This is a genomic window from Pseudoalteromonas sp. SG45-5, assembly GCF_014164085.1.
Taxonomy (GTDB): Bacteria; Pseudomonadota; Gammaproteobacteria; order Enterobacterales; family Alteromonadaceae; genus Pseudoalteromonas; species Pseudoalteromonas aliena.
This window is the reverse complement of record NZ_JACJEM010000001.1, coordinates 14,683-37,349: the sequence shown is the minus strand read 5'-3', so window position 1 is coordinate 37,349 and position 22,667 is coordinate 14,683. Positions and strand designations below refer to the sequence as shown.

The window sequence follows — 22,667 nt, the reverse complement described above, 5'->3', positions numbered from 1 at the left end:
ACCTAGCTTATTAGTCAGTCAGTTGAGTAATTGTATTGCTTTCTACATAAGTTAATAATTCGAAATCAAGTTGTGATGAGTTAAATCCTAAAAAAAACCTCTTGATTGAAGATTACTACGGGGATAGTTTTAATATTATTTCTTTTGAGGTGCTCATCAAAAACGGGATTTTCTTCAATATCATGGTTTACATATGTGATATTTTTGTCAGATAAATATTCTTTCAAAGCTTTACAAGCACTGCACCACTTTGCAGTATAAATATTAACGACGGTTATTTCCCCCCAGTCCCCCTTAGTAAATTTCATTGTTTGAACTGCTGATATTATTCTTTTGTTTTCTACATGACTCTCTAAATACAGGTGAGTAACCGAAATTGAGACTAATATCACAATTATATAAAAACATCCTTCCTTAAGCATCACTATTCCTTTAAATAATCATTTGTTTTAATATCGCGAATCTATAAATTATTAATGTCTGTTTTCGCTTTATTCCAATTTGCTTATATATGGGGTCTATTTAACGTTAAAAAATTACGCTAGAACTAGGCAAAAATTTTTGTATCTAGTTGTTCTAAATAAAAAGTTGTTAACAACGTTATAGTGCAATTTAATTCGTTAAATTGATCAAAGATTTATGTAGTTTGGTATTATTTCGCTTAATCAGGGTAGCATACTACTATGGATGCGCATCGTTCTGATGAGCATTCAGTATGTTTTACACAGTTTTTCTTAGCTGCATATGCGATGGAGCTAATTGAGGCTAGCACTATTACAAATGTGATTTTCTTAAGTGATTTTTTTCATAATTTATTCCTTATATTTTTGTGTCGAAAACAGACACTGTATTTATATATTACCCTCGCTTTAATGTAAATAAATTGTTTCAATTTTGTTTTTTTCTGTGTTTCTGAATTAACTTGAGCTGGCTCAATTATTTTAAGAAAGCCAGCAAATGTCAGTTTGAGTAATAAAAAAGTTATAAATATAGAAAGCTTATATCTTCTTTCTTAGATGTTAGCCATTATTTTAATTACTCATCAATTGAGCGTAGTAGGGCGTTGATGCCTACTTTTTCACGTGTTTGCTGATCTACTTTCTTCACGATAATTGCAGCGTAAAGACTATGCGTACCATCTTTTGATGGTAGTGCGCCTGGGACAACTACGGCGCCTGCTGGTACGCGGCCGTAGTGAATTTCACCCGTTTCACGGTCGTAAATACGGGTGCTTTGGCTGATGTAAACGCCCATTGAAATTACTGCGCCTTCTTCAACAATTACGCCTTCAACAATTTCAGAACGTGCGCCAATAAAACAGTTGTCTTCAATGATAGTTGGGTTAGCTTGTAGAGGCTCTAAAACGCCACCTATGCCTACGCCACCAGATAAATGTACGTTCTTACCAATTTGTGCACACGAGCCTACAGTCGCCCATGTATCAACCATGGTGCCGTCGTCAACGTAGGCACCAATATTTACGTACGATGGCATAAGTACGACGTTTTTACCTACAAAGCTGCCTTTACGTGCTACCGCATTGGGTACTACGCGCATACCGCCTTGCTGAAACTGCTCCGGTGTATAGTCGCTAAATTTAAGCGGTACTTTGTCGTAAAACTGGTTTACGCCGTCGTTCATTGGTTGGTTGTCGCGAATACGAAACGACAGTAACACGGCTTTTTTAAGCCACTGGTGTACAACCCATTCCCCCGATATTTTTTCAGCAACGCGTGCTGCGCCGCTATCAAGTAAATCAAGTGCATCAATAATAGCTTGTTTTACATCGCTAGATACGGTGCTTGGGCTAATGCTATCGCGGTTGTCCCATGCGTTTTCGATCATCGTTTTTAAATCTGACATGTGTGTCCTCTATTCTGTTTCGGCGTTGAATTTTTTACGTAATGCCTGATGAATTTTTGCTTGCTCTTCATCGGTCAGCGCTTGGTATTCGTTATTAGATACAACAAAGAAATCTTCAGCACGTTCACCTACTGTTGTTATACGAGCAGCGTGAATATGTAATAAATGCGCTTGGAAAACTTCGGCTATTTTGGTTAACAAACCTTGTATATCGACGGCTTGAATTTCTATTAAACTGCGGTCTTTACGTGCATGTGGGCGCAGAATGATTTTAGGTTTTATATTAAAGTCTTTAAAGCGTTGTGAACGGTTCTTTTTAAAACGTATTTTTTTACGTGGATCGTTAAGTGCTTGTTCAAGTCCTCGTTTAATCGATTGCGCACGGCCGCTGGCGATAGGTTGACCATTTACTTCTAATATTACAAAACTAAACAGTACATAGCCATCTTTAGTGGTTAGAACTTGTGCGTGTTGTATTTGCGCTTTTTTAGAGCCAATCACACTGACTAAACGAGCAAATAATACGCTAGAATAAGGGCTGTATACAAACACTTGCGTTCCGCCATGCATTGCCTTATTCGACACAATAACACTCGGTTGGCTTAAATCAGTACTACTTAATAAGTGCTCACTTTGCCACGATATTTGTTGTTCACTAAAAGCGGTATAATAATTCGCTTTAAAACGGCTCCAAATTAAATCAATCTTTTCTTCTTGATAACCTAAGTTAAGAAGGCGCTGTTTAGCTTGGTGTTTTTTATCGCGAATTTGGTCGCGTTGGTCCATTGGGTTTTCAAGCCCTAAACGTAACGCCCGTTGTGTATGTAGGTAAAGCTCACGCAGCAGGGTGTTTTTCCAATCATTCCATAAGTTGTCGTTGGTTGCACGTATATCTGCAACGGTTAAACAATATAAATAGTCGAGTTGACGCTCTGTTTTTATCCGCGTAGCAAAATCTTTAATAACACCTGGATCGTTAATGTCTTTACGCTGAGCGGTAACCGACATAAGTAAATGATTACTTACAAGCCATGCAATTAACTTTGCATCAGCCGATGAAAAACCATGTAGTTTAGCAAATGCAATAGCATCAACGGCACCAAGTTCTGAGTGATCGCCACCACGCCCTTTTGCTATATCATGAAAAATACCCGCTAAATAAAGCAGCTCTGGCTTGTCCATTCGAGTCACGATTTCACTGCAAATAGGAAACTCGCTAATACCGGTTTTATCAAAGTATTGGTAAATATTTTTGATTAGCTTGTGGGTATGTTCATCTACTGTATATGCATGAAATAAATCAAATTGCATTTGTCCAAATATATTACGCCACTGGGGTAAGTAGGCGGCAAGCATGCCGTGCTTGTGCATGAGCGTAAATGCGCGGCCCATACCGTTAGGGTGCTTAACTAAGCGTAAAAAGGCTTCACGACAGGCCGCGTAGTCTTGTAAGTCTCCCAATAAACGACGGCGAACTTGGCGAATAGTTCTGATGGTGCTTGGGTAAATATGCGTTATTGTTGGGTTATCGGCTATGTGCTCAAACAATACAAAGAGTTGGTCGCGCCTAAAGAATACGGATGGATCTTTTACTCTTATTTGATGGCCTATTTGCTCAAAGTTTCTGTCGAGCTCTACTGCTTGGTTTTCACTATTTTGAGGGCTGATACTTTGCTCAAAGTATGAAAGCAGCATTTGATTTAACTCACGCACGCGACTCATAATTCTAAATAAGCGCTTCATCATACGTTCAACCGAGGCTTTACCATCGCTACCAAAACCCAGTATTTCAGCGGCTTGCGGTTGATGATCGAATAATAAGCGATTCTCAGAACGTTCAGCGGCTAAATGCAGCGCAAAACGAATATTCCACAGATTTTCTCTGCACTCTGAGAGCTCTTGAAACTCTTCGTGAGTAAGGTAGCCATGATTTATAAGCTCTTGCAGGGTCTCGGCTCTAAAGTGTTTTTTGGCAACCCAAATAATAGTTTGTAAATCGCGAAGGCCGCCAGGGTTTTCTTTGATATTTGGTTCAAGGTTATAGGCCGTGCCGTGGCATTTTCTATGGCGTAAATTTTGTTCTTGCACTTTGGCAACAAAAAAGTCACTAGAGCCCCAAACTGGCGTTTCAAGTACAAATGTTTTGAGTTTTTCAAACTCAATATGATTACCAAAAATAAGGCGGCTTTCGAGCAAGCTGGTAGCAAAGGTTACGTCTTCACGCTTTTGTTCAATAGCTTGCTCTATAGTACGCACGCTATGGCCTATCTCTAAATTGAGGTCCCACAGCATGGTGACAAACTGGCCAATTTTTTCGCAAACATTTTCGCTTGGTTGTTGAGTAACAAGCAATAAAAAATCGATGTCTGAGTATGGGTGCAGCTCGCCGCGCCCATAGCCACCAACAGCAATTAGTGCAAGGTCAGGTTCGTGTGCTAAACCATAAACATGGAATAGTTTAATGAGTAGGCGGTCAATAAACTCAGCCCGAGCATTAATTAAATTCCCAACGGGTTGTTTCGAAAATTCGTTATGTAACCATTTATAAAAATAGCTAGAACAATCGCGATAATCACTCAGTTGCTCAGCATCGCTAAGCAACTTCTTTACTTTGTTGGGTAATGCCACGTGGGCTGGCTCCTGTTATTGGACGCATTAACTTTTTAGAATTAAAATTCGTTAAATCTAAAAAGTCACATGCCCTTATTATTAGTGTTCTATGATCCTGTCGATTGTATCATCTGATCGTAGCGTTAAAATTTCAACACCATTTTCAGTCACTAATAAAGTATGTTCCCACTGCGCTGATAAACTACGGTCACGTGTTACTACGGTCCAATCATCTTTAAGAAGCTTACATTGACGTTTACCTGCATTCACCATAGGTTCAATAGTTAAACACATACCTGCTTTTAAGGCTTCACCAGTACCGGCTTTGCCGTAATGCATTATTTGTGGTTCTTCATGAAATCCTGCACCAATACCGTGGCCACAATATTCACGGACAATTGAGTAATTAAAGCTCTCTGCATATTTTTGAATTGCTTCGCCAATATCACCTAAACGCACACCTGGTTTTACCATTTTAATTGCCAGATATAAGCTTTCTTGGGTTACTTCTGCAAGACGTTTGCCTTGAATGTTGGGTGTACCAACGTGGAACATTTTAGATGTATCGCCGTGGTAGCCATCTTTAATGACTGTTACGTCAATATTTACGCTATCGCCATCTTTTAATGCTTTGTCATTTGGAATTCCGTGACAAATAACATGATTAACTGACGTACAAACTGATTTTGGAAAGCCATGATAATTTAATGGAGCAGGGATTGCTTGTTGCACATTAACAATATAATCATGACAAATTGTATTTAGCTCATCGGTGGTAATTCCTGGCACTACATGTGGGCCGATCATTTCGAGTACATCGGCTGCTAAGCGCCCAGCTACACGCATTTTCTCTATTTCTTCAGGGGTCTTGATAATAGCGCTCATTGAGGCTCCAAAGTTGAGTTTTTAACATTTATCGCTGCATAATTTTTGCACGCGATGTTGAGTATTTGTTTTTAATATGGTATAAAGCGCGCCGTCTTTTTACAAATAAATTCTTAAATGATTTTTTGTATTTAAGGCAAACACAATTTGATTTTAACACACACACGTATCGTCACATACACTTGGGTGCATTTGAAGTTTAATTACTTCGGTGTTGGTGCTATGGGATATGTGGAGGCCTAACCCTAAACAACTATAGAGGATCTATAAAATGGCAAACGTTTCAATGCGCGATATGCTTCAAGCTGGTGTTCACTTTGGTCACCAAGCACGTTACTGGAACCCTAAGATGAAGCCTTTCATCTTCGGCACACGTAACCGTGTACATATCATCAACCTTGAGCAAACTGTACCAATGTTCAACAACGCACTTAAGTTTTTAACTGGTGCTGCAGCAAACAAAGGTAAAGTTCTTTTCGTTGGTACTAAGCGCGCAGCAAGCGAAGCAGTTAAAGAAGCAGCTATCGCGAGCGACCAGTATTACGTAAATCACCGTTGGTTAGGTGGTATGTTGACTAACTGGAAAACAGTTCGTCAATCAATCAAGCGTCTTAAAGACCTTGAAATCCAAAGCCAAGACGGAACTTTCGAGAAATTAACTAAGAAAGAAACGTTAATGCTTAACCGCGAAATGGACAAGCTTGAAAAAAGCCTTGGTGGTATCAAAAACATGGGCGGTCTTCCAGACGCGCTTTTCGTTATCGATGCTGATCACGAGCACATTGCTATCCGTGAAGCTAACAACCTAGGTATTCCAGTTGTTGCAATCGTTGATACTAACTCTAACCCAGACGGTGTTGATTTCATCGTACCTGGTAACGATGATGCTATCCGTGCAGTAAGCCTTTACACAAGTGCTGTTGCTACTGCTATCACTGAAGGCCGCGAGAATAACATCGTTGCTCAAGCTGAGAAAGACGACTTCGTAGAAGCTGAGTAATTAGCTGTCATCAAGTCTTCATCTTTTTAAGGTGAAGACTTGCTATTCTTGTAGAGCGGGTAACCCGCTTATCTAAACCAGAATTCAGATTTGAGGATTTACTAATGGCTGTAACTACTGCCCTAGTTAAAGAATTACGCGAGCGCACAGGCGCTGGCATGATGGATTGTAAAAAAGCGTTGACTGAAACTGATGGCGACATCGAGTTAGCGATTGAAAATATGCGTAAAAGTGGCGCTGCTAAAGCTGCTAAAAAAGCAGGTAACATTGCTGCTGAAGGTACTATCATCATCAAGCAAAACGCGGGTGTTGCAGTACTAGTAGAAGTTAACTGTCAAACAGACTTTGTTGCAAAAGACGTAAGCTTCTTAGCATTTGCTAATAAAGTTGCTGACGCTGCAATTGCTGACACTATCTCTATCGAAGACTTACAAGCTAAGTTTGAAGAAGACCGTGTTGAGCTAGTGACTAAAATTGGTGAAAACATCAATGTACGTCGTCTACAGTACGTAACAGGTGAAAACCTAGTTGAGTACCGTCATGGCGATCGTATCGGTGTTGTTGTTGCAGGTGTTGCTGATGAAGAAACACTTAAGCACGTTGCAATGCACGTTGCTGCATCTAGCCCTGAATACTTAACACCTTCAGATGTTCCAGCTGATGTTGTTGAAAAAGAAAAGCAAGTACAAATCGAAATCGCGATGAACGAAGGCAAGCCTGCTGAAATCGCTGAGAAGATGGTTGTTGGTCGTATGAAGAAATTTACTGGTGAGGTTTCTCTTACTGGTCAAGCTTTCATCATGGAACCTAAAAAATCTGTTGGCGATATTCTTAAAGAGAAAAACGCAACAGTTACTAGCTTCGTACGTGTAGAAGTTGGTGAAGGTATCGAGAAGAAAGAAGAAGATTTTGCTGCTGAAGTTGCTGCTCAAATTGCTGCTGCTAAAGCTAAGTAAGATTACTATTTGTGATGCAAAAGGAAATTAGATGCAATTAAAGTACTATTTGGTTTTGCTTCACAGCTAGAAATTCTTTAAAATAACCGCGCTTTTATGTTTAACATAAGCGCGGTTATTTTTTATCCATAATTCAATAAAAGTTGGCCCCAATACTATGACTATCAATCGCAAACCTATTTTTAGACGTGTTCTTCTTAAATTAAGTGGTGAAGCTTTAATGGGAGACGAAGGCTTCGGCATCGACCCTAAAGTTTTAGACCGTATGGCACAAGAGATTAAAGAGCTAGTAGAACTCGACGTAGAAGTGGGTTTAGTGATAGGCGGTGGTAACTTTTTACGTGGTGGTTCACTGGCCGAAGCCGGTATGAATCGTGTCGTTGGCGACCATATGGGTATGCTTGCGACGGTTATGAATGGCCTTGCAATGCGTGATGCGCTACACCGTGCATTTGTAAATTGTCGTTTAATGTCGGCTATTCCGCTTAATGGTGTGTGTGATGCATACAATTGGGCAGAAGCAATTAGCTTGTTAAAAACGGGCCGTGTTGTTATTTTTGCAGCAGGTACGGGTAATCCGTTTTTCACGACTGACTCAGCTGCGTGCTTACGTGGTATAGAAATTGAAGCCGATACCGTAATCAAAGCAACTAAGGTAGATGGTGTTTACAGTGATGACCCTGTTAAAAACCCAGAAGCAACGCTTTATCGCCACCTAAGCTACAATGAAATTATTGAAAAAGAATTAAAAGTTATGGATTTAGCGGCATTTACTTTGGCCCGCGATCACAATATGCCATTGAGCGTATTTAACATGAATAAATCAGGCGCGTTAAAACGCGTAATTATGGGTGAAGAAGAGGGAACCCTTATTTCTTCACAAGCCTCAGATGAAATAATCAAATAATTAGGATTAAACCGTGATTAACGATATTCAAAAAGACGCGCAAGCGCGCATGCAAAAAAGTGTAACTGCACTAGGTAGCCAATTATCTAAAATTCGTACTGGCCGTGCACATCCAGCTATCTTAGATGGCATTATGGTGTCGTACTACGGTGCACCAACGCCTTTAAACCAAGTTGCTAATGTAACAATTGAAGACTCTCGCACACTGGCTATTGGTGTGTTTGATAAGTCTTTAGCGCAAGCTGTTGAAAAAGCGATTATGGCGTCTGACTTAGGCTTAAACCCTATGTCAGCAGGTACTGTTATTCGTGTACCACTTCCTCCACTGACCGAGGAACGTCGTAAAGACTTAATCAAAATTGTACGCGCTGAAGTTGAAGGCGGTCGTGTTGCTGTTCGTAATATTCGTCGCGATGCTAATGGCGATGTGAAAGCGTTATTAAAAGATAAAGACATATCAGAAGATGAAGCGCGTCAATCAGATGATGCGATTCAAAAACTTACTGATAAGTTTATTAAAGAAATGGATACGCTATTAGCTGCCAAAGAAACAGAATTGATGGAAATCTAAGCAGCTAAAATTATTAGTTTTGAAACGCCGTCTGGGGTATACTAGGCGGCGTTTTTTTATGGAATACTCGATATTTATGGCTCTAGACGCTGATACAATTTCACAGCAATGTTTACCTAAACACGTTGCCATCATCATGGATGGAAACGGGCGTTGGGCACAAGCTAGAAACAGACCTCGTGTATATGGGCATAAAAAAGGTGTGGACGCTGTGCGTCAATCAGTTCAGTTTTGTACTAAATTAGGGGTACAATCGTTAACCTTATTTGCTTTTAGTAGTGAAAACTGGCGCCGCCCTGAAGACGAAGTAAATACTTTAATGGAGCTCTTTTTGTTTGTTTTAACAAAAGAAGTGAAAAAGCTTCATAAAAACAATGTAAAACTGACCATTATTGGAGACTTATCACGATTCTCGGAGAGCTTGCGCAGTAAAGTATATTCTGCACAAGAGTTGACTGAGAATAATACGGGGCTGTGTTTGAACGTAGCAGCTAATTATGGTGGTCGTTGGGATATGGCTAACGCTGCGAAACAACTTGCTTTGCAAGTGGCAAAAGGCGAGCTCAATGCAAACGATATTACCGAAGAGCGTTTAGCGCAGCATATGAGCATGGCAGATCAGGCTGAACCTGATTTACTCATTCGTACAGGTGGCGATGTTCGTATTAGTAACTTTTTACTATGGCAAGCAGCTTACGCCGAATTTTACTTTGCCGACACACTTTGGCCTGATTTTAATGAAGCAGCATTTGCTGAAGCCATTGCATGTTACGTTGCCAGAGAGCGACGTTTTGGTTGTACGGGCGAACAAATAAAACAATTACTCGCTCAAAACTAAAAGAATAAGGGTCACATTTTGTTAAAACAACGAATTTTAACCTCACTCGTGCTAGCACCTTTAGCACTGGCTTTGGTTTTTTATACACCGCTTACGTTATTTAGTTATTTTGCTGGTGCAATCGTGTTATTGGGAGCATGGGAATGGTCTGCTTTTATGGGCTTATGCGGTAAGCTTAAAAGAGGCGCGTTTGTTATTTTAGTTGGGGTGTTACTCGCACTGCTTAATTTACATTGGCCAATAGATGCATTATGGCAAAATGGTAAACTTGTTGGGGATGCAAATTATGTATTTACACTGGCATTTGCTTGGTGGATTGTTGCTAGCTATTTAGTATGGCGTTACCCATCGATGGCTAAAGCGTGGAATGAAGGCTTAATGATGCGCGGCATTGCTGGCTTATTGACGCTTGTCCCATTGTGGCTTGCACTTAACACATTACGTAGCGCGCAATATGCAGAGTCGACTCATTTTGGCTCTATGCTTATTTTAGTTGTGTTAGGAATTGTATGGAGTGCTGATGTAGGTGCATACTTTACAGGTAAGAGCTTCGGTAAGCATAAATTAATGCCTAAAGTAAGCCCAAACAAAACAATTGAAGGGTTAGCAGGCGGTGTTGTTGCATCAATTATATTTGTATTAATATTTTGCCATTTTACTGATGTTGATTTAGTTGTTTGGCCTGTGTATGCGATTATGACTGCATTTATAGCTTTATTTTCTGCAGTTGGTGACTTGCTTGAAAGCATGTTTAAACGCGAAGCGGGCCTTAAAGACAGTGGCAGCTGCTTACCTGGGCATGGTGGTATTTTAGACCGAATTGATAGCTTAACGGCTGCGGCTCCAATGTTTGTGATGTGCTACGCGTGGACACTGAGTTTATGAGCCACAGGCAATTACTGGTTATTTTAGGCGCCACGGGTTCAATTGGTTTAAGTACACTTGATGTCGTATCGCGAAATAAAGAGTTATATGATGTGTTTGCCTTAACTGCAGGGCAAAACGTAAAAAAAATGGCTGAGTTGTGTATTGAACATCAGCCTATGTATGCAATTATGGCAACGCAGCAAGCCGCTGAGCAGTTATCTTCATACTTAGCTAATACTCAGTGTCAAACTTTGGTAATGCACTCAGTTCAAGCAATGAGCGATTTATGTGCTCATCCTGATGTTGATATTGTTATGTCGGCAATTGTTGGTGCTGCGGGCTTAATGCCTACATTGAGTGCCGTTGAGGCGGGTAAAAAAGTGTTGCTTGCTAATAAAGAATCATTAGTTATGTCTGGTCAGTTGTTTATCGATAAAGTTAAACAGCACAAAGCCACTTTGCTGCCAATCGATAGTGAACATAATGCAATTTTTCAATGTCTTCCTGCTTCATTACAAAATGCCAAAGGCGATCAACATTTACAACAGCACGGCGTAAGTAAAATTTTGCTTACCGGCTCTGGTGGCCCGTTTTTAACTCGTGATATCAATACCCTTAAAAATGTCACTGTGAATGAAGCGGTAGCGCATCCTAATTGGTCTATGGGTCAAAAAATATCAGTTGATTCAGCCACTATGATGAACAAAGGCTTAGAGCTTATTGAAGCCAAATGGCTGTTTAATTGTGATGCAAACGATATTGATGTGGTTATCCACCCGCAAAGTATTATTCACTCAATGGTGCAATATCACGATGGTTCTATTTTAGCGCAAATGGGTAACCCAGACATGCGTACACCCATAGCGCATGCGCTAGCATACCCTGAGCGAATTGATGCAGGCGTTAAGCCGTTAGACTTTTCTGATATTTGTGATTTTTCGTTTACTAAACCTGATTTTACTCGCTACCCAAATTTACAGTTGGCGATTGATGCGTGTAGTTCAGGTCAAGGGGCAACCACAACCGTTAATGCAGCAAATGAGATTGCTGTAGATGCATTTTTAAACGGTAAAATTGGCTTTACCGATATATACACAATAAATGCAAAGACGCTCGACGCTGCAACGTATACCAATGTGCAAAGCCTAGATGAAATTCTAGAGTGCGATAAGTTAGCGCGCATTAGCGCTTTAGAGTTTATAACAACAGTGGCGCATTAATATGTTTGATTTTTTTTGGAATCTCGGCTCATTTATTCTCGCTCTCGGTATTTTAGTTACAGTGCATGAGTATGGTCATTTTTGGGTGGCGCGTAAGGCGGGTGTTAAAGTACTGCGTTTTTCTATTGGTTTTGGAAAGCCCTTATTGAAATGGCGCGATAAATACGATACTGAATATGTAATTGCCGCTATTCCATTGGGTGGTTATGTAAAGATGCTAGATGAGCGCGTTGATGAAGTAGCGCAGAGTCAACGGCATTTATCTTTTAATGCAAAATCGGTTCAGGCGCGTATCGCTATCGTTGCCGCAGGTCCTATGGCTAACTTCTTGTTTGCTATTTTTGCACTAGCCGTGATGTATGTGGTGGGTGTGCAATCCGTTAAGCCTGTTGTTGGCAGTGTTACTCAAGGCAGTCGCGCAGAGCAAGCGGGCATAATGCCAAGCCAGCAAATTATTAAAATTGGTGATAATGATATAGCAACATGGCAAGACGCCACATTTGCATTGATGTCTAGCTTAGGTGGGCAAAGTGTTGAGGTAACTGTTCGAGATGAAAACCTTCAACCAAGAGTTAAAACGCTTAATTTAGATGGTTGGAAATTAGATCAACAAGATGTGCCACCGTTAAGCTCACTGGGCATAGTGCCCTTTAGGCCACAAGCAACACTAACGATAGCGGCAGTGACTAAAAATTCAGCGGCAGAACATGCAAATTTGCAGGTTAACGATACAATATTGGCTGTAAATGGCGAAACAATAAGCAATTGGCAGCAATTAGTTAATCTTATTACGCAATCGGCTAACAAATCTTTACAATTTAGTGTAAAAAGACAAGATAGTATAAAAGTAATAGCTGTAACGCCTCAAGCTCGTATTGATAATAACGGCATGGAACAAGGTTTTTTAGGTGTAGCCCCAGTCGTTCAGCAATGGCCTGATGGTTACGTAGAGACTAGACAGTACGGTCCACTCGATAGTATTGTTCGCGGCACACAAGAAACATGGCGTTTGATTACCCTTAGCTTTGACATGATAGGTAATTTAATTACAGGTCAGGTTTCGGTTAAAAACTTAAGTGGTCCGGTGGGTATTGCAGTAGGCGCAGGAACTAGCGTAAGCTATGGTTTAGTTGCTTTTTTGAGCTTTTTGGCACTGATAAGCGTTAACTTGGGTGTATTCAATTTATTACCCCTGCCAGTGCTTGATGGTGGACACTTAATGTATTACATAATTGAACTTTTACGTAAAAAGCCAGTCTCTGAAAAGACACAAGAGTTTGGTTTTAAAGTGGGTGCTTTATTGCTCATTTTTCTAACATGTTTCGCTTTGTTCAATGATGTATCGCGTTTGTAGTTGCAACGTGACCAATTACTAATTAGAACTCGATTGTAAAATATCTCTAAGTAGAGGTGTTGAGCGGTAATACAGTTGTATAGGATAAAGATAATAAAATGGCTATAAAAAAACATTTGGCAATGACAAGTTTATTAGGGGCAAGTTTTGCAGCCCTGGGCCAAAACTCCTTTATTGTTGAAGATCTAAAAGTTGAAGGTTTACAGCGTGTAGCACTGGGTGCTGCGTTAACGCATATTCCTATCAATGTGGGCGATAATGTAGATGACTATACGATTTCAAAAACAATAAAGTCACTTTATCGCTCAGGACACTTTGATAATATAAAAGCGCTTCGCGATGGCAATAACGTTGTTTTTAAAGTAACTGAACGTCCAACTATTAGCTTTATAGAATTTGAAGGTAATAAAGATATAAAAGATGAGCAGCTTAATGAGTCGTTAAATCAGCAAGATATTCGCCAAGGTGAACCCCTAGATCAGACAGTTATAGATAATATTGAAAAAGGCCTAGTTGAGTTTTTCCACAGTATCGGTAAATACAACGCTAAAGTTGATATTAGCGTGACTAAACTGCCACGTAACCGCGTTAAACTTAAATTAGAGTTTGATGAGGGTGATGCGGCATCTATCCGCCAAATTAACCTAGTGGGTAATGAACTTTTTTCAAATGAAGATCTGCTTAAACTTGCTGAGTCTCAGCAAGATTTGCCTTGGTGGCAGTTTATGGGTAGTGATCGTTACCAAAAGCAAACAGTTGAAGGCGATCTAGAAAAAATTCGCAGTTTTTATTTAGACCGTGGGTATCTTCGTTTTAATATTGACTCAACACAAGTGTCTGTGAGTCCGGAGCGTGAGTCTGTTTACGTTACAGCCAATTTAACGGAAGGTGTTAAATATACAGTTAAAGGTTTCGACTTTATAGGTGATTTACTTGGCCGTGAAGACTTAATTAAAAGTGTAATTCCACTAAGAGCTGGAGAGTTATATAACGGCTCTGTCGTTACGTCTTCTGAAGAGTTTATTAAGAGTTATTTAGCACGATTTGGTTATGCTAATGCTGAAGTACGTACAATTCCAGAAATTGATGACGAAAAGCAAGAAGTACAGCTAACACTGTCTGTTAATCCAGGTAAACGAGTGTATGTTCGCCGTATAATTGTAGGCGGTAATCAAAATACGTCAGACGAAGTGTTGCGCCGCGAAATGACCCAGTTAGAAGGTGCTTGGTTATCTAATCAAAACCTAGAGCGTTCAAAGTTGCAAATTCAGCGTTTAGCCTACATGGAAAAAGTTGACTTTAATGTAGTGCCAGTACCAGGTGTTGACGACCAAGTTGACGTTGACTTTACTGTTAAAGAGCAGTCGGCAGGCAGCTTTAATGCTGGTCTTGCCTATGGTTCTTACCAAGGGCTACAATTCAACATTGGTGTAACAGAGTCTAACTTTTTAGGTACTGGTAACCAAATTGGTTTTAATATAAATACTTCTAAGGGCTCTGAGCGCGTAAGTGTATCTTACACAGACCCGTACTTTACGCCTGATGGTGTATCACAAGGTAGTAGTATTTTTTATAGTAACTATGATGCAAGCGCATTTAGCCTTATTAATTATAAATCAAAAAGCTATGGACTTGGTACGAATATAGGTTTTCCAATTGATGCAATTAACAGGGTTAATTTTGGAGTGCGGTGGATACAAGAAGAGCTATCGGATATTGCTGAGTACGAGCAAACACGAGTACTACGTGAAACTTTTCTAGACCCAGAGAATCCAGATAAAGGCTTTGACTTTACTAAATATGAGTTAAGTGTAGGTTGGTCTCGTGTTACTGTGAACCGAGGTTTATTCCCAACAGCGGGCTCGCGCCAAACCTTGAACCTAACAGCAACAACGCCTAATTCAGATCTTCAATATTTTAAATTGAACTATGATTCGCGTTTTTACTGGCCAATTTCAAACGATCACCGTTGGGTGTTTTCAACACGTGCTGCACTTGGTTACGGTAATGGCTACGGTTCAACAAATGGCTATGATCAAACTCTGCCATTCCAAGAGTATTTCCGTATTACTGAAATGGAATTACGAGGTTTTGACCGAAATACAATCTTACCTCGTGCAGTATCTCGTGGACCGCTATCGATTCCAGGTACACCGGATCCGGATGGCGTTACAACTGGTAGTATAGGCGGCGCACCTGAGTTTGATGTATTATCAGCTCAAGGTCGAATAGGTGGTAATGCTAAAGCGGTGGCTGGTATGGAATTAATTGTTCCTACACCGTTTTTAGATGAGGATAACACGAGCTCAGTTCGTACGAGTTTCTTTGTTGACGCTGCAAACGTATGGGATACAGAGTTTAACGTCGATCGTTTTCAAAACTTACTATCGGAACAGCGTGCTAAGCTAGATGATTATTCAGATCCGATGCGTTTTAGGATTTCAACCGGTTTATCACTACAGTGGATCTCCCCAATGGGTCCAATGCTGATTAGTTTTGCGTATCCATTGCAAAAAGAAGAAGATGACGATACAAAAACAATTAGTTTTAATATTAGTAATACTTTCTAAAGGAGTTTTTTATGACTAAATTATTTAAATCTACAGCAGTAGCTGTTTTAGCAACGTTAATGATGGGTACTTCTGCAAGTGCACTAGCACATAAAGTAGGCATAGTAGATATGCAAGAAATCTACAAGCAGCTTCCTCAAATGGCTAAAATTGAACAATCATTACAATCAGAGTTTGCAGAGCGTCGTCAAGAGCTTGAAAAATTACAAGGCGATATTCGTTTTGAAGCTGAGAAGTTTAAGCGCGAAAGCACAACGATGAGTCAAGCTCAAAAAGATACACTGCGCGATAAAATTCAAGGCATGCAAAAAAACCTTGCCGAAAAAGGTCGTCCTTTAGAGCAAGAAATAAAAACACGTCAAAACCAAGAACTGGCGAAAGTACAAGGTTTAATTATTACAACGATTGAAGAAATTGCTAAAGATGGTGACTTTGATGAAGTTAAAGTAAAAGACACAACTATTTACTTTAACCCTAAAAAAGTAACAGATCTATCTGATAAAGTTGTAGCAGCTGTTAGCAAGAAATAATCACTCTATGCAAAATTATACGCTTTCGCAAATCGCGAAACTTCTAAGCGCCGAACTTCAGGGTGATGGCGCTTTAGAAATAAAAAAAATAGCGACACTTGCAAATGCCCGTACTGGGCATATTGCATTTTTAGCGAACTCAAAATACCGCCCACAACTGCGAACAACCCAAGCCAGTGCTGTGATTGTAAGTGAAGCCGATGCGCCATATTTTAATGGCAATAAAATCATTGTTGCGAACCCTTATGTTAGCTATGCAAAACTAGCGCAACTAATTGATACAACGCCACGTTCAGCATCTACGGGTATTCATGCTAGTGCTGTTATTCACCCAACGGCTGTAATAAGTCCAAGTGCTGCTATTGGTGCTAATGCCGTAGTTGAAGCGAATGCTGTTATTGGCGATAACGCACAGATTGGTCCGAACAGTTTTATTGGCGAACGTGTTAAAATAGGTTCAGGTACTAAGCTTTGGCCTAGTGTGACTATTTATCATGACGTTGAAATTGGTTCGGATTGTTTGTTTCAAGCAAATAGTGTTGTGGGTAGTGACGGATTTGGTTATGCAAACGAGCGAGGGCAGTGGATAAAGATACCTCAGCTTGGATCGGTTATTATAGGCAACAAGGTTGAAATTGGTGCAAGTACCACAATTGACCGGGGGGCACTCGATGACACCGTAATTCATAGCAATGTTATTATCGATAACCAATGTCAAATAGCACACAACGTTGAAGTTAATTCAGGCACAGCAATCGCTGGCTGCACCGTACTTGCAGGAAGTGTAACCATTGGTAAGAATTGCCAGATTGGTGGCATGGTTGCAATTAATGGTCACATGTCTGTATGTGATGGTGTTATAATTACCGGCATGAGTATGGTGACAAAATCAATCACCGAACCAGGTATTTACTCATCTGGTATGCCCCATACAACTAACAAAGAATGGCGAAAGTCTATTGCTCATTTGCGAAATCTTTCAGACATGAAATCTCGTCTTAAAGCGCTAGAAGCACTGACTAAGTCATAAACGTTGAACACTAATAAGGATGCTATTTTGGCAAACGAATTAAATAGCCTTGATATTCAAGAAATTTTAGCTTTATTACCGCACCGTTACCCGATGCTACTAATTGACCGTGTTATTGATTTTACACCAGGTAAATCTTTGCATGCTATTAAAAATGTTTCTATAAACGAACCTATTTTCACTGGGCACTTTCCAAATCAGCCTATTTTTCCAGGTGTGTTAATTTTAGAAGCAATGGCACAAGCAACAGGTTTACTTGGTTTTAAAACAGTTGAAAACCGTAGCGAAAATGAGCTTTACTTATTTGCTGCTGTAGACAATGCCCGTTTTAAGCAGCCGGTGATCCCAGGCGACACTATGCATCTTCATGTTGAGTTTTTAAAAGAGCGCCGCAATATTTGGAAATTCGCCGCTCAAGCAAAAGTCGATGGCAAATTAGTATGTAGTGCCGAAATTATGTGTGCTAGAAGAGAGTTTTAATTGTGATCCATTCTACAGCAATAATCGAACCTGGCGCGAAACTAGGCAACAATGTCTCAGTTGGCCCATATAGTTATATTGGCAATGATGTTGTTATCGGTGATAACTGTATTATTGAGTCTCACGTTGTTGTGAAAGGACCATCGACGATTGGCTCTGGCAATCATATTTTTCAATTTGCGTCTGTAGGCGAAGCCTGCCAAGACAAAAAATACAACAACGAGCCAACCACATTGATCATGGGTGATAACAACGTTATCCGTGAATGTGCCACAATTCACCGTGGAACAATTCAAGATCAAGGCGTTACTAAAATTGGTAGTAATAACTTATTTATGGCTTATACACACGTTGCACATGACGCGGTAATTGGCGATAACGTAATTTTTGCTAACAATGCAAGTGTGGCCGGCCATGTACATGTAGGCGATTGGGTTATCTTAGGTGGTAATTCGGGAGTTCATCAGTTTTGTAAAATTGGTGCACATGCCTTTATTGGTATGTATTCAGGTGTTAACAAAGATGTACCACCTTTTGTTACTACCATTGGTATGCCAGCAGGTCCTGCTGCTATCAATAAAGAAGGCATGAAACGTCGTGGTTTCGAAAGTGATGAAATTATGGCTGTACGCCGTGCATACAAAGCGTTTTACCGTAAGAGCTTAGGTGCAGACGAAGCGATTGAGTCGCTTAGTGAAGATGCTGCAAAGTATCCTGCTGTGAAGTTGATGGTCGACTTTGTTAAAAGCTCAGAGCGCGGCATCGTAAGATAATTCGCGCGTTTTGCTTTAAGCATTAAAAAACCACCCTAGATGATAAATCGAAGGTGGTTTTTTATTGTCCTGCTTTTAAGCTAATTCAGTTAATACTCAGGCTACTCAAGTTAGTATGCACCTAATTTGTATAATAAAAGTCATCCTATGCGTTTACCTAAGTTAGTCGTCACTCTTTTTATAACTTCAGCTTTAGCCGCTTGTAGTAGCCAACCTATTGTTAAGTCATCTGCTGGAGAAATCACTCAAGTAGGAAAAGCTTCTTTTTATGCTGATAAATATCACGGCAGGACAACTGCTAACGGAGAGCGCTTTAGCCAACAAGTCGCCACGGCGGCCCATTTAGAGTTCGATTTTGGCACTAAGGTCGTTGTTACCAACCTCGTTAATAACAAATCAGTCACGGTAAGAATTAACGATAGAGGCCCGTATGTACGTGGTCGTATTATCGATTTATCAAAGAGTATGTTTAAAAAGATAGCCGACCCTAAAGTCGGCGTTATTGACGTGTCTGTAACGGTGTTAAAACCGGGTAGTTAGTGCCACATAATCAGGATAAGTGCTACTGAGCTCTTTATGAGAGCCTTGCGCAACCACTTTACCGTCTTCTAACCATACGACATTATCCATTTGAGCAAGAAGAGCGGGATCGTGCGTAATTGTCAGCACGCTCGCGTTATTCATAGCATGCATTATTGCTTGCATTACCCCTTGCTTAGATTGATTATCAAGCCCCTCTGTTGGTTCATCAAGAACTAAAATAGCGGGGCTTTTAAGTAATGCTTGCGCAATGGCTATACGCCTAGATTGACCTTGCGATACGTTACGCCCGCCAGTGCCTAATCGTGTTTTTAAGCCTTCTTTTAGCTCATTAAACCATGGGCTTAATTGGGCTAACGAGAGCGCTTCAATCATTTGCTCTTTAGTTGCATTTGGCGCGGCATAACGTAAGTTTTCACTTAATGTGCCATTAAAAATATGGTGCTGCTGGGCGAGTATATTTATAACATTTGCGCGTATATCATTATTTAACGAATGTAAGTCAACAACGCTATTTTGATTGTTTAGCGTTATGCTGCCTTGTTGCAAAGGCCATAAACCAGTAAGTAAATTTACAAGCGTCGTTTTACCGCTGCCGCTTCTACCTACAATCGCTACTTTTTGCTGAGGCATCAGCTCAAAACTAACATCAGTTAGTGCTGTTTGTTCACCATATTGATAGCTGATATTGTTAAGTGCCAATGTGTTATTTTGCGCGCTAAAGTTTTCATCAACGTCTACATGTTTACTTTCAATTTGCGAGTTAGCGGCTTTATCTTCAAGTGTAAACAATCGCTCTGCTGCTTTTAAAACACTTGGAAGCTCTATAAATGCATTGGGTAGTAGCAATACGCTTTCAAAGCTTGCCAGTACAAATAAACTCAACATAGCAAGTTCTACATTTACCATACTGCTTGTGTATACGAGTGGCACTATGGTTACTATGCTAGCAAGCATGGCTAATTGAACAACCAACAAGCTTAACCCATCTGAGTTTGCCAGTGCTTTGTGGCGAATAAATAATTGCTGATTGTACTGCTCGCTTAATTCGTCGCACTTATTAAGTTGCTGCGAACGGGCTTGATAAATACTAAGCTCTCTAAGGCCTGTGAGTGTATCTGAAAGCTCAGAACGAAGTTGTGCACTAAGTTGTGTTTCTTTATGGCTGTTTTTAGTGAGCTTTGCGCTAAGTAGGGCAGGTATAACCACACCAATAAGTATAATGCCAGTAAAGCAAATAAGGGCGACGTTGCCATTATAGGCCGACATAAACAACATGATGATTGGTACACTTAAAAGAGCAACCAGCATAGGCAGTAAAACGTTTAAATAAAATTTGTCGAGTGCGTCTACATCGTTTTGTAATCGGTTAACTAAATCAGCGCTGCGGCTCATTGCTAAATCAACATTGTTAAGCTTGCTTAACGTTGCAAATACATTGGTACGTATTTCACTTAGTAATAAAAACGTGGCGTTATGAGTAACTAGGCGTTCGCCATAGCGCGATGCTGTTCGTACAATAGCTAAAAACCGAATCGTACCAGCTGGAGTGAAGTAGTTCATTTGCACGCCTGCAATACCTGCAGCGGCCATTGATGCTAAAAACCAACCAGATATAGCCAATAAACCCACATTAGCTAATACCGTAATCGTCGCTAAAAATGTTCCCAATAGCATAGCTTTGTAATGAGGAGCACAAAGCTTTAATAAGCGAATAAAATTACGCATGCGCTACCCCTTGTTCAGCCGTTTTTAGTAAGTTAGTAAATGCACCATTTTGTGCTGCAAGTGTTTCAAAGTCACCTTGCTCAGCTATTTTTCCATCGTGCATCACAATGATATTGCTGGCATGTTTAACGGTATTTAATCTATGGGCAATAACTAACACTAAGTTGTTTTTAGCATACTCATTAATAGCATCTTGAATAAGCAGCTCTGTTTGGCTATCAAGGTGTGCTGTGGGCTCATCAAGCACTAAGACTGGTGCTTGTTTTATAAATGCGCGAGCCAGTGCAATACGTTGTTTTTGACCGCCAGAAAGTCCTTCGCCTTGCTCACCTATCAGCGTGTTAAAACCATCTGGTAGGGTATTTATAAATTCAAGCACACCAGCTTGTTTTGCCGCGTGTTCAAGCTCTTGTTGAGTGGCATTTGGTTTGGCCAATTTAATGTTGGCAGCAATGGTGTCGTAAAATAGCGTCGCTTTTTGTGGTATCCATGCAATATTATTTTTCAAGTAAGTAATATCGGTTGTACTTAAACTCTGATCATTAATAGATAGATGGTTAATCACCTCAGGGTGAAACCCTAATAGGCAATCAAACAACGTACTTTTACCTGATCCACTACTGCCCACAACTGCAATTAAGCCTTTATTTGGCAGTGTTAAATTTATATTTTTAATCCCTTCGTTACTATCTGGGTATATAAAATTAAGGTCGGTAATACTTATTGAGTTAATTGTATTTAAAGTTAAATTTTTTTCAGGCTTGGTTGTAGTTACTGATGTGTTTTCGTCACTTGGTAGTGGGGCATTTAAAATCGCAACCATGTCGGCCGCCGCACTAATACCTTGTAAGCGTGCATGATAATGACTCCCCAGTTGGCGCAATGGCAAATAAAATTCAGGCGCTAAAAGTAGCACCACAAAGCCAGTAGCAAAATCAAGAGTGCCAAAAAACAATCTAAAACCAATAATTACAGCAACCAGTGCTACGCTAATGGTGGCTAAAAACTCAAGTGCAAATGATGATAAAAACGCGATTTTTAAAACATCGAGTGTTGCGTGTCTAAAATCATCTGAAATTTTAGCTATTTGCTTAAGCTCGGTACGTGTTGCATTAAATAGTTTTAGTTGTGTTAAACCTTGAACGCGGTCAAAAAAATAATTGCCCAGCACAGCAAGTTGCTTCCAGCGTTTTTGGTTTAAAGCTTCGGCTTTAGAGCCAACTAAAATCATGAAAAAAGGAATGAGCGGGGCGGTTAATAAAAATATTAGCCCAGCTTTATAATCTGTCGGAAAAATAACAACCAATATTGCCAGCGGAATAAGCGCGCTGTAAGCAACACCTGGTAAGTATTTAGCATAATAGTCGTGGAGTGCTTCTACGCCATTATGTAGGGTATTTAATGTAGCACCTTGGCCGTGTTGTTCTATATAGCTCGGCCCAAGTAAACTGAGCTTATTTAGAAGTGTTTGGCGCATAGCCGACTTTATTTTAAGTGCAGCAAATGCACTCAAACGTTCACTTAGCGCCAAAAACACTGCGCGTAGTAAAATAATACCTGCTAAGGGCCATAATAAATGAGTAACTTGGGTTAAGCTATTACCTTCAAACATAACGTTGTGAATAGTTTGCGCAAGTAAATAAGCACCTGCAATCATTAGTAATGCGTTAAAAGTACCCAATGCAATGCTTAACTTTAACCACACTGCAGCGGGTTTACTTTGACGCTTTAAAAAAGCGCGCAGTGATTGCTGCTGCGCGCGATCTGGTCGGGGGTTAGTCGTCATCTTTTGTGTTGTTAGCATCGTTTAATAAATCATGCATAACTTGCTCATCATCTGCAATACTGTTTTTATTTTGCTGAAACTCGTACCACATTACATTTATTACACCTAAGGTACAGGCCAAAAGTACACCTAAAATCCAAGCGAAATACCACATAGTTT

At 40.1% G+C, this 22,667-nt stretch carries 21 protein-coding genes; 14 read left to right on the top strand and 7 right to left on the bottom strand.

Translation table 11 applies throughout. The features are described from left to right. Positions 1–80 precede the first annotated feature (80 nt). The 4 genes from H5119_RS00155 to map all read right to left on the bottom strand — a co-directional run bounded on the left by H5119_RS00155 (position 81) and on the right by map (position 5,358). Positions 81–422 carry a glutaredoxin family protein gene (locus tag H5119_RS00155; RefSeq protein WP_182700772.1) on the bottom strand — a complete coding sequence of 114 codons (342 nt, stop codon included), beginning with the start codon at positions 420–422 and terminating at the stop codon, positions 81–83. A 613-nt stretch (positions 423–1,035) separates the two neighbouring features. Next, positions 1,036–1,863, bottom strand: coding sequence for a 2,3,4,5-tetrahydropyridine-2,6-dicarboxylate N-succinyltransferase (gene dapD / locus H5119_RS00150; protein ID WP_138584315.1), 828 nt, complete (start codon positions 1,861–1,863; stop codon positions 1,036–1,038). 9 nt (positions 1,864–1,872) lie between these two features. After that, entirely contained in the window at positions 1,873–4,491 is a 2,619-nt protein-coding gene (gene glnD / locus H5119_RS00145; RefSeq protein ID WP_138584316.1) for a [protein-PII] uridylyltransferase, read from the bottom strand. 81 nt (positions 4,492–4,572) lie between these two features. Then, a complete protein-coding gene (gene map, locus H5119_RS00140) occupies positions 4,573–5,358 on the bottom strand; it encodes a type I methionyl aminopeptidase (protein ID WP_077537415.1) in 786 nt (261 codons plus the stop codon). A gap of 271 nt (positions 5,359–5,629) precedes the next feature. Between map and rpsB the strand changes: the two genes are divergently transcribed. The 14 genes from rpsB to H5119_RS00070 all read left to right on the top strand — a co-directional run bounded on the left by rpsB (position 5,630) and on the right by H5119_RS00070 (position 18,994). Further along, the gene (rpsB, locus tag H5119_RS00135; RefSeq protein WP_077537416.1) at positions 5,630–6,358 is read left to right on the top strand and encodes a 30S ribosomal protein S2; all 729 of its coding nucleotides are present in this window, start codon (positions 5,630–5,632) and stop codon (positions 6,356–6,358) included. A gap of 104 nt (positions 6,359–6,462) precedes the next feature. Continuing rightward, positions 6,463–7,314, top strand: coding sequence for a translation elongation factor Ts (tsf, locus tag H5119_RS00130; RefSeq protein ID WP_008168613.1), 852 nt, complete (start codon positions 6,463–6,465; stop codon positions 7,312–7,314). Positions 7,315–7,471: 157 nt separating this feature from the next. Next, positions 7,472–8,221: a UMP kinase gene (pyrH, locus tag H5119_RS00125; protein ID WP_077537417.1), complete on the top strand. Its 750-nt coding sequence runs from the start codon at positions 7,472–7,474 to the stop codon at positions 8,219–8,221. Positions 8,222–8,270: 49 nt separating this feature from the next. Next, complete coding sequence (frr, locus tag H5119_RS00120; RefSeq protein WP_220492750.1) at positions 8,271–8,792, top strand: ribosome recycling factor; 522 nt, start codon at positions 8,271–8,273, stop codon at positions 8,790–8,792. Positions 8,793–8,850: 58 nt separating this feature from the next. Then, the gene (locus H5119_RS00115; RefSeq protein WP_182700771.1) at positions 8,851–9,630 is read left to right on the top strand and encodes an isoprenyl transferase; all 780 of its coding nucleotides are present in this window, start codon (positions 8,851–8,853) and stop codon (positions 9,628–9,630) included. Between the two features lie 18 nt (positions 9,631–9,648). Next, on the top strand, positions 9,649–10,515 hold the full coding sequence (locus tag H5119_RS00110; RefSeq protein ID WP_182700770.1) for a phosphatidate cytidylyltransferase: 867 nt from the start codon (positions 9,649–9,651) through the stop codon (positions 10,513–10,515). Continuing rightward, positions 10,512–11,717 carry a 1-deoxy-D-xylulose-5-phosphate reductoisomerase gene (gene ispC / locus H5119_RS00105; RefSeq protein ID WP_182700769.1) on the top strand — a complete coding sequence of 402 codons (1,206 nt, stop codon included), beginning with the start codon at positions 10,512–10,514 and terminating at the stop codon, positions 11,715–11,717. Before H5119_RS00110 ends, ispC begins: the two co-directional genes overlap by 4 nt. Position 11,718: 1 nt before the next feature. Next, positions 11,719–13,071 carry a sigma E protease regulator RseP gene (gene rseP / locus H5119_RS00100; RefSeq protein WP_182700768.1) on the top strand — a complete coding sequence of 451 codons (1,353 nt, stop codon included), beginning with the start codon at positions 11,719–11,721 and terminating at the stop codon, positions 13,069–13,071. Positions 13,072–13,169: 98 nt separating this feature from the next. Next, complete coding sequence (bamA, locus tag H5119_RS00095; protein WP_182700767.1) at positions 13,170–15,641, top strand: outer membrane protein assembly factor BamA; 2,472 nt, start codon at positions 13,170–13,172, stop codon at positions 15,639–15,641. Positions 15,642–15,652: 11 nt separating this feature from the next. Further along, a complete protein-coding gene (locus H5119_RS00090) occupies positions 15,653–16,171 on the top strand; it encodes an OmpH family outer membrane protein (RefSeq protein ID WP_077537424.1) in 519 nt (172 codons plus the stop codon). Positions 16,172–16,178: 7 nt separating this feature from the next. Continuing rightward, positions 16,179–17,201, top strand: a complete 1,023-nt coding sequence (gene lpxD, locus H5119_RS00085) for a UDP-3-O-(3-hydroxymyristoyl)glucosamine N-acyltransferase (RefSeq protein ID WP_182700766.1) — start codon at positions 16,179–16,181, stop codon at positions 17,199–17,201. Between the two features lie 27 nt (positions 17,202–17,228). Beyond that, on the top strand, positions 17,229–17,681 hold the full coding sequence (gene fabZ / locus H5119_RS00080; RefSeq protein ID WP_077537426.1) for a 3-hydroxyacyl-ACP dehydratase FabZ: 453 nt from the start codon (positions 17,229–17,231) through the stop codon (positions 17,679–17,681). Between the two features lie 2 nt (positions 17,682–17,683). Further along, on the top strand, positions 17,684–18,454 hold the full coding sequence (gene lpxA / locus H5119_RS00075) for an acyl-ACP--UDP-N-acetylglucosamine O-acyltransferase (protein ID WP_039484358.1): 771 nt from the start codon (positions 17,684–17,686) through the stop codon (positions 18,452–18,454). Between the two features lie 147 nt (positions 18,455–18,601). Continuing rightward, entirely contained in the window at positions 18,602–18,994 is a 393-nt protein-coding gene (locus H5119_RS00070; RefSeq protein WP_182700765.1) for a septal ring lytic transglycosylase RlpA family protein, read from the top strand. On the opposite strand, the gene cydC is transcribed toward H5119_RS00070, so the two are convergent. The 3 genes from cydC to cydX are packed head-to-tail and all read right to left on the bottom strand — an operon-like array spanning position 18,977 to position 22,662. Then, a complete protein-coding gene (gene cydC, locus H5119_RS00065; RefSeq protein WP_182700764.1) occupies positions 18,977–20,722 on the bottom strand; it encodes a thiol reductant ABC exporter subunit CydC in 1,746 nt (581 codons plus the stop codon). The two genes, H5119_RS00070 and cydC, sit on opposite strands and share 18 nt — an antisense overlap. Continuing rightward, a complete protein-coding gene (gene cydD, locus H5119_RS00060; RefSeq protein ID WP_182700820.1) occupies positions 20,715–22,508 on the bottom strand; it encodes a thiol reductant ABC exporter subunit CydD in 1,794 nt (597 codons plus the stop codon). The genes cydC and cydD overlap by 8 nt, the downstream gene beginning before the upstream one ends. Then, positions 22,498–22,662, bottom strand: a complete 165-nt coding sequence (gene cydX / locus H5119_RS00055; protein ID WP_182700763.1) for a cytochrome bd-I oxidase subunit CydX — start codon at positions 22,660–22,662, stop codon at positions 22,498–22,500. Before cydX ends, cydD begins: the two co-directional genes overlap by 11 nt. Positions 22,663–22,667: the final 5 nt, after the last annotated feature.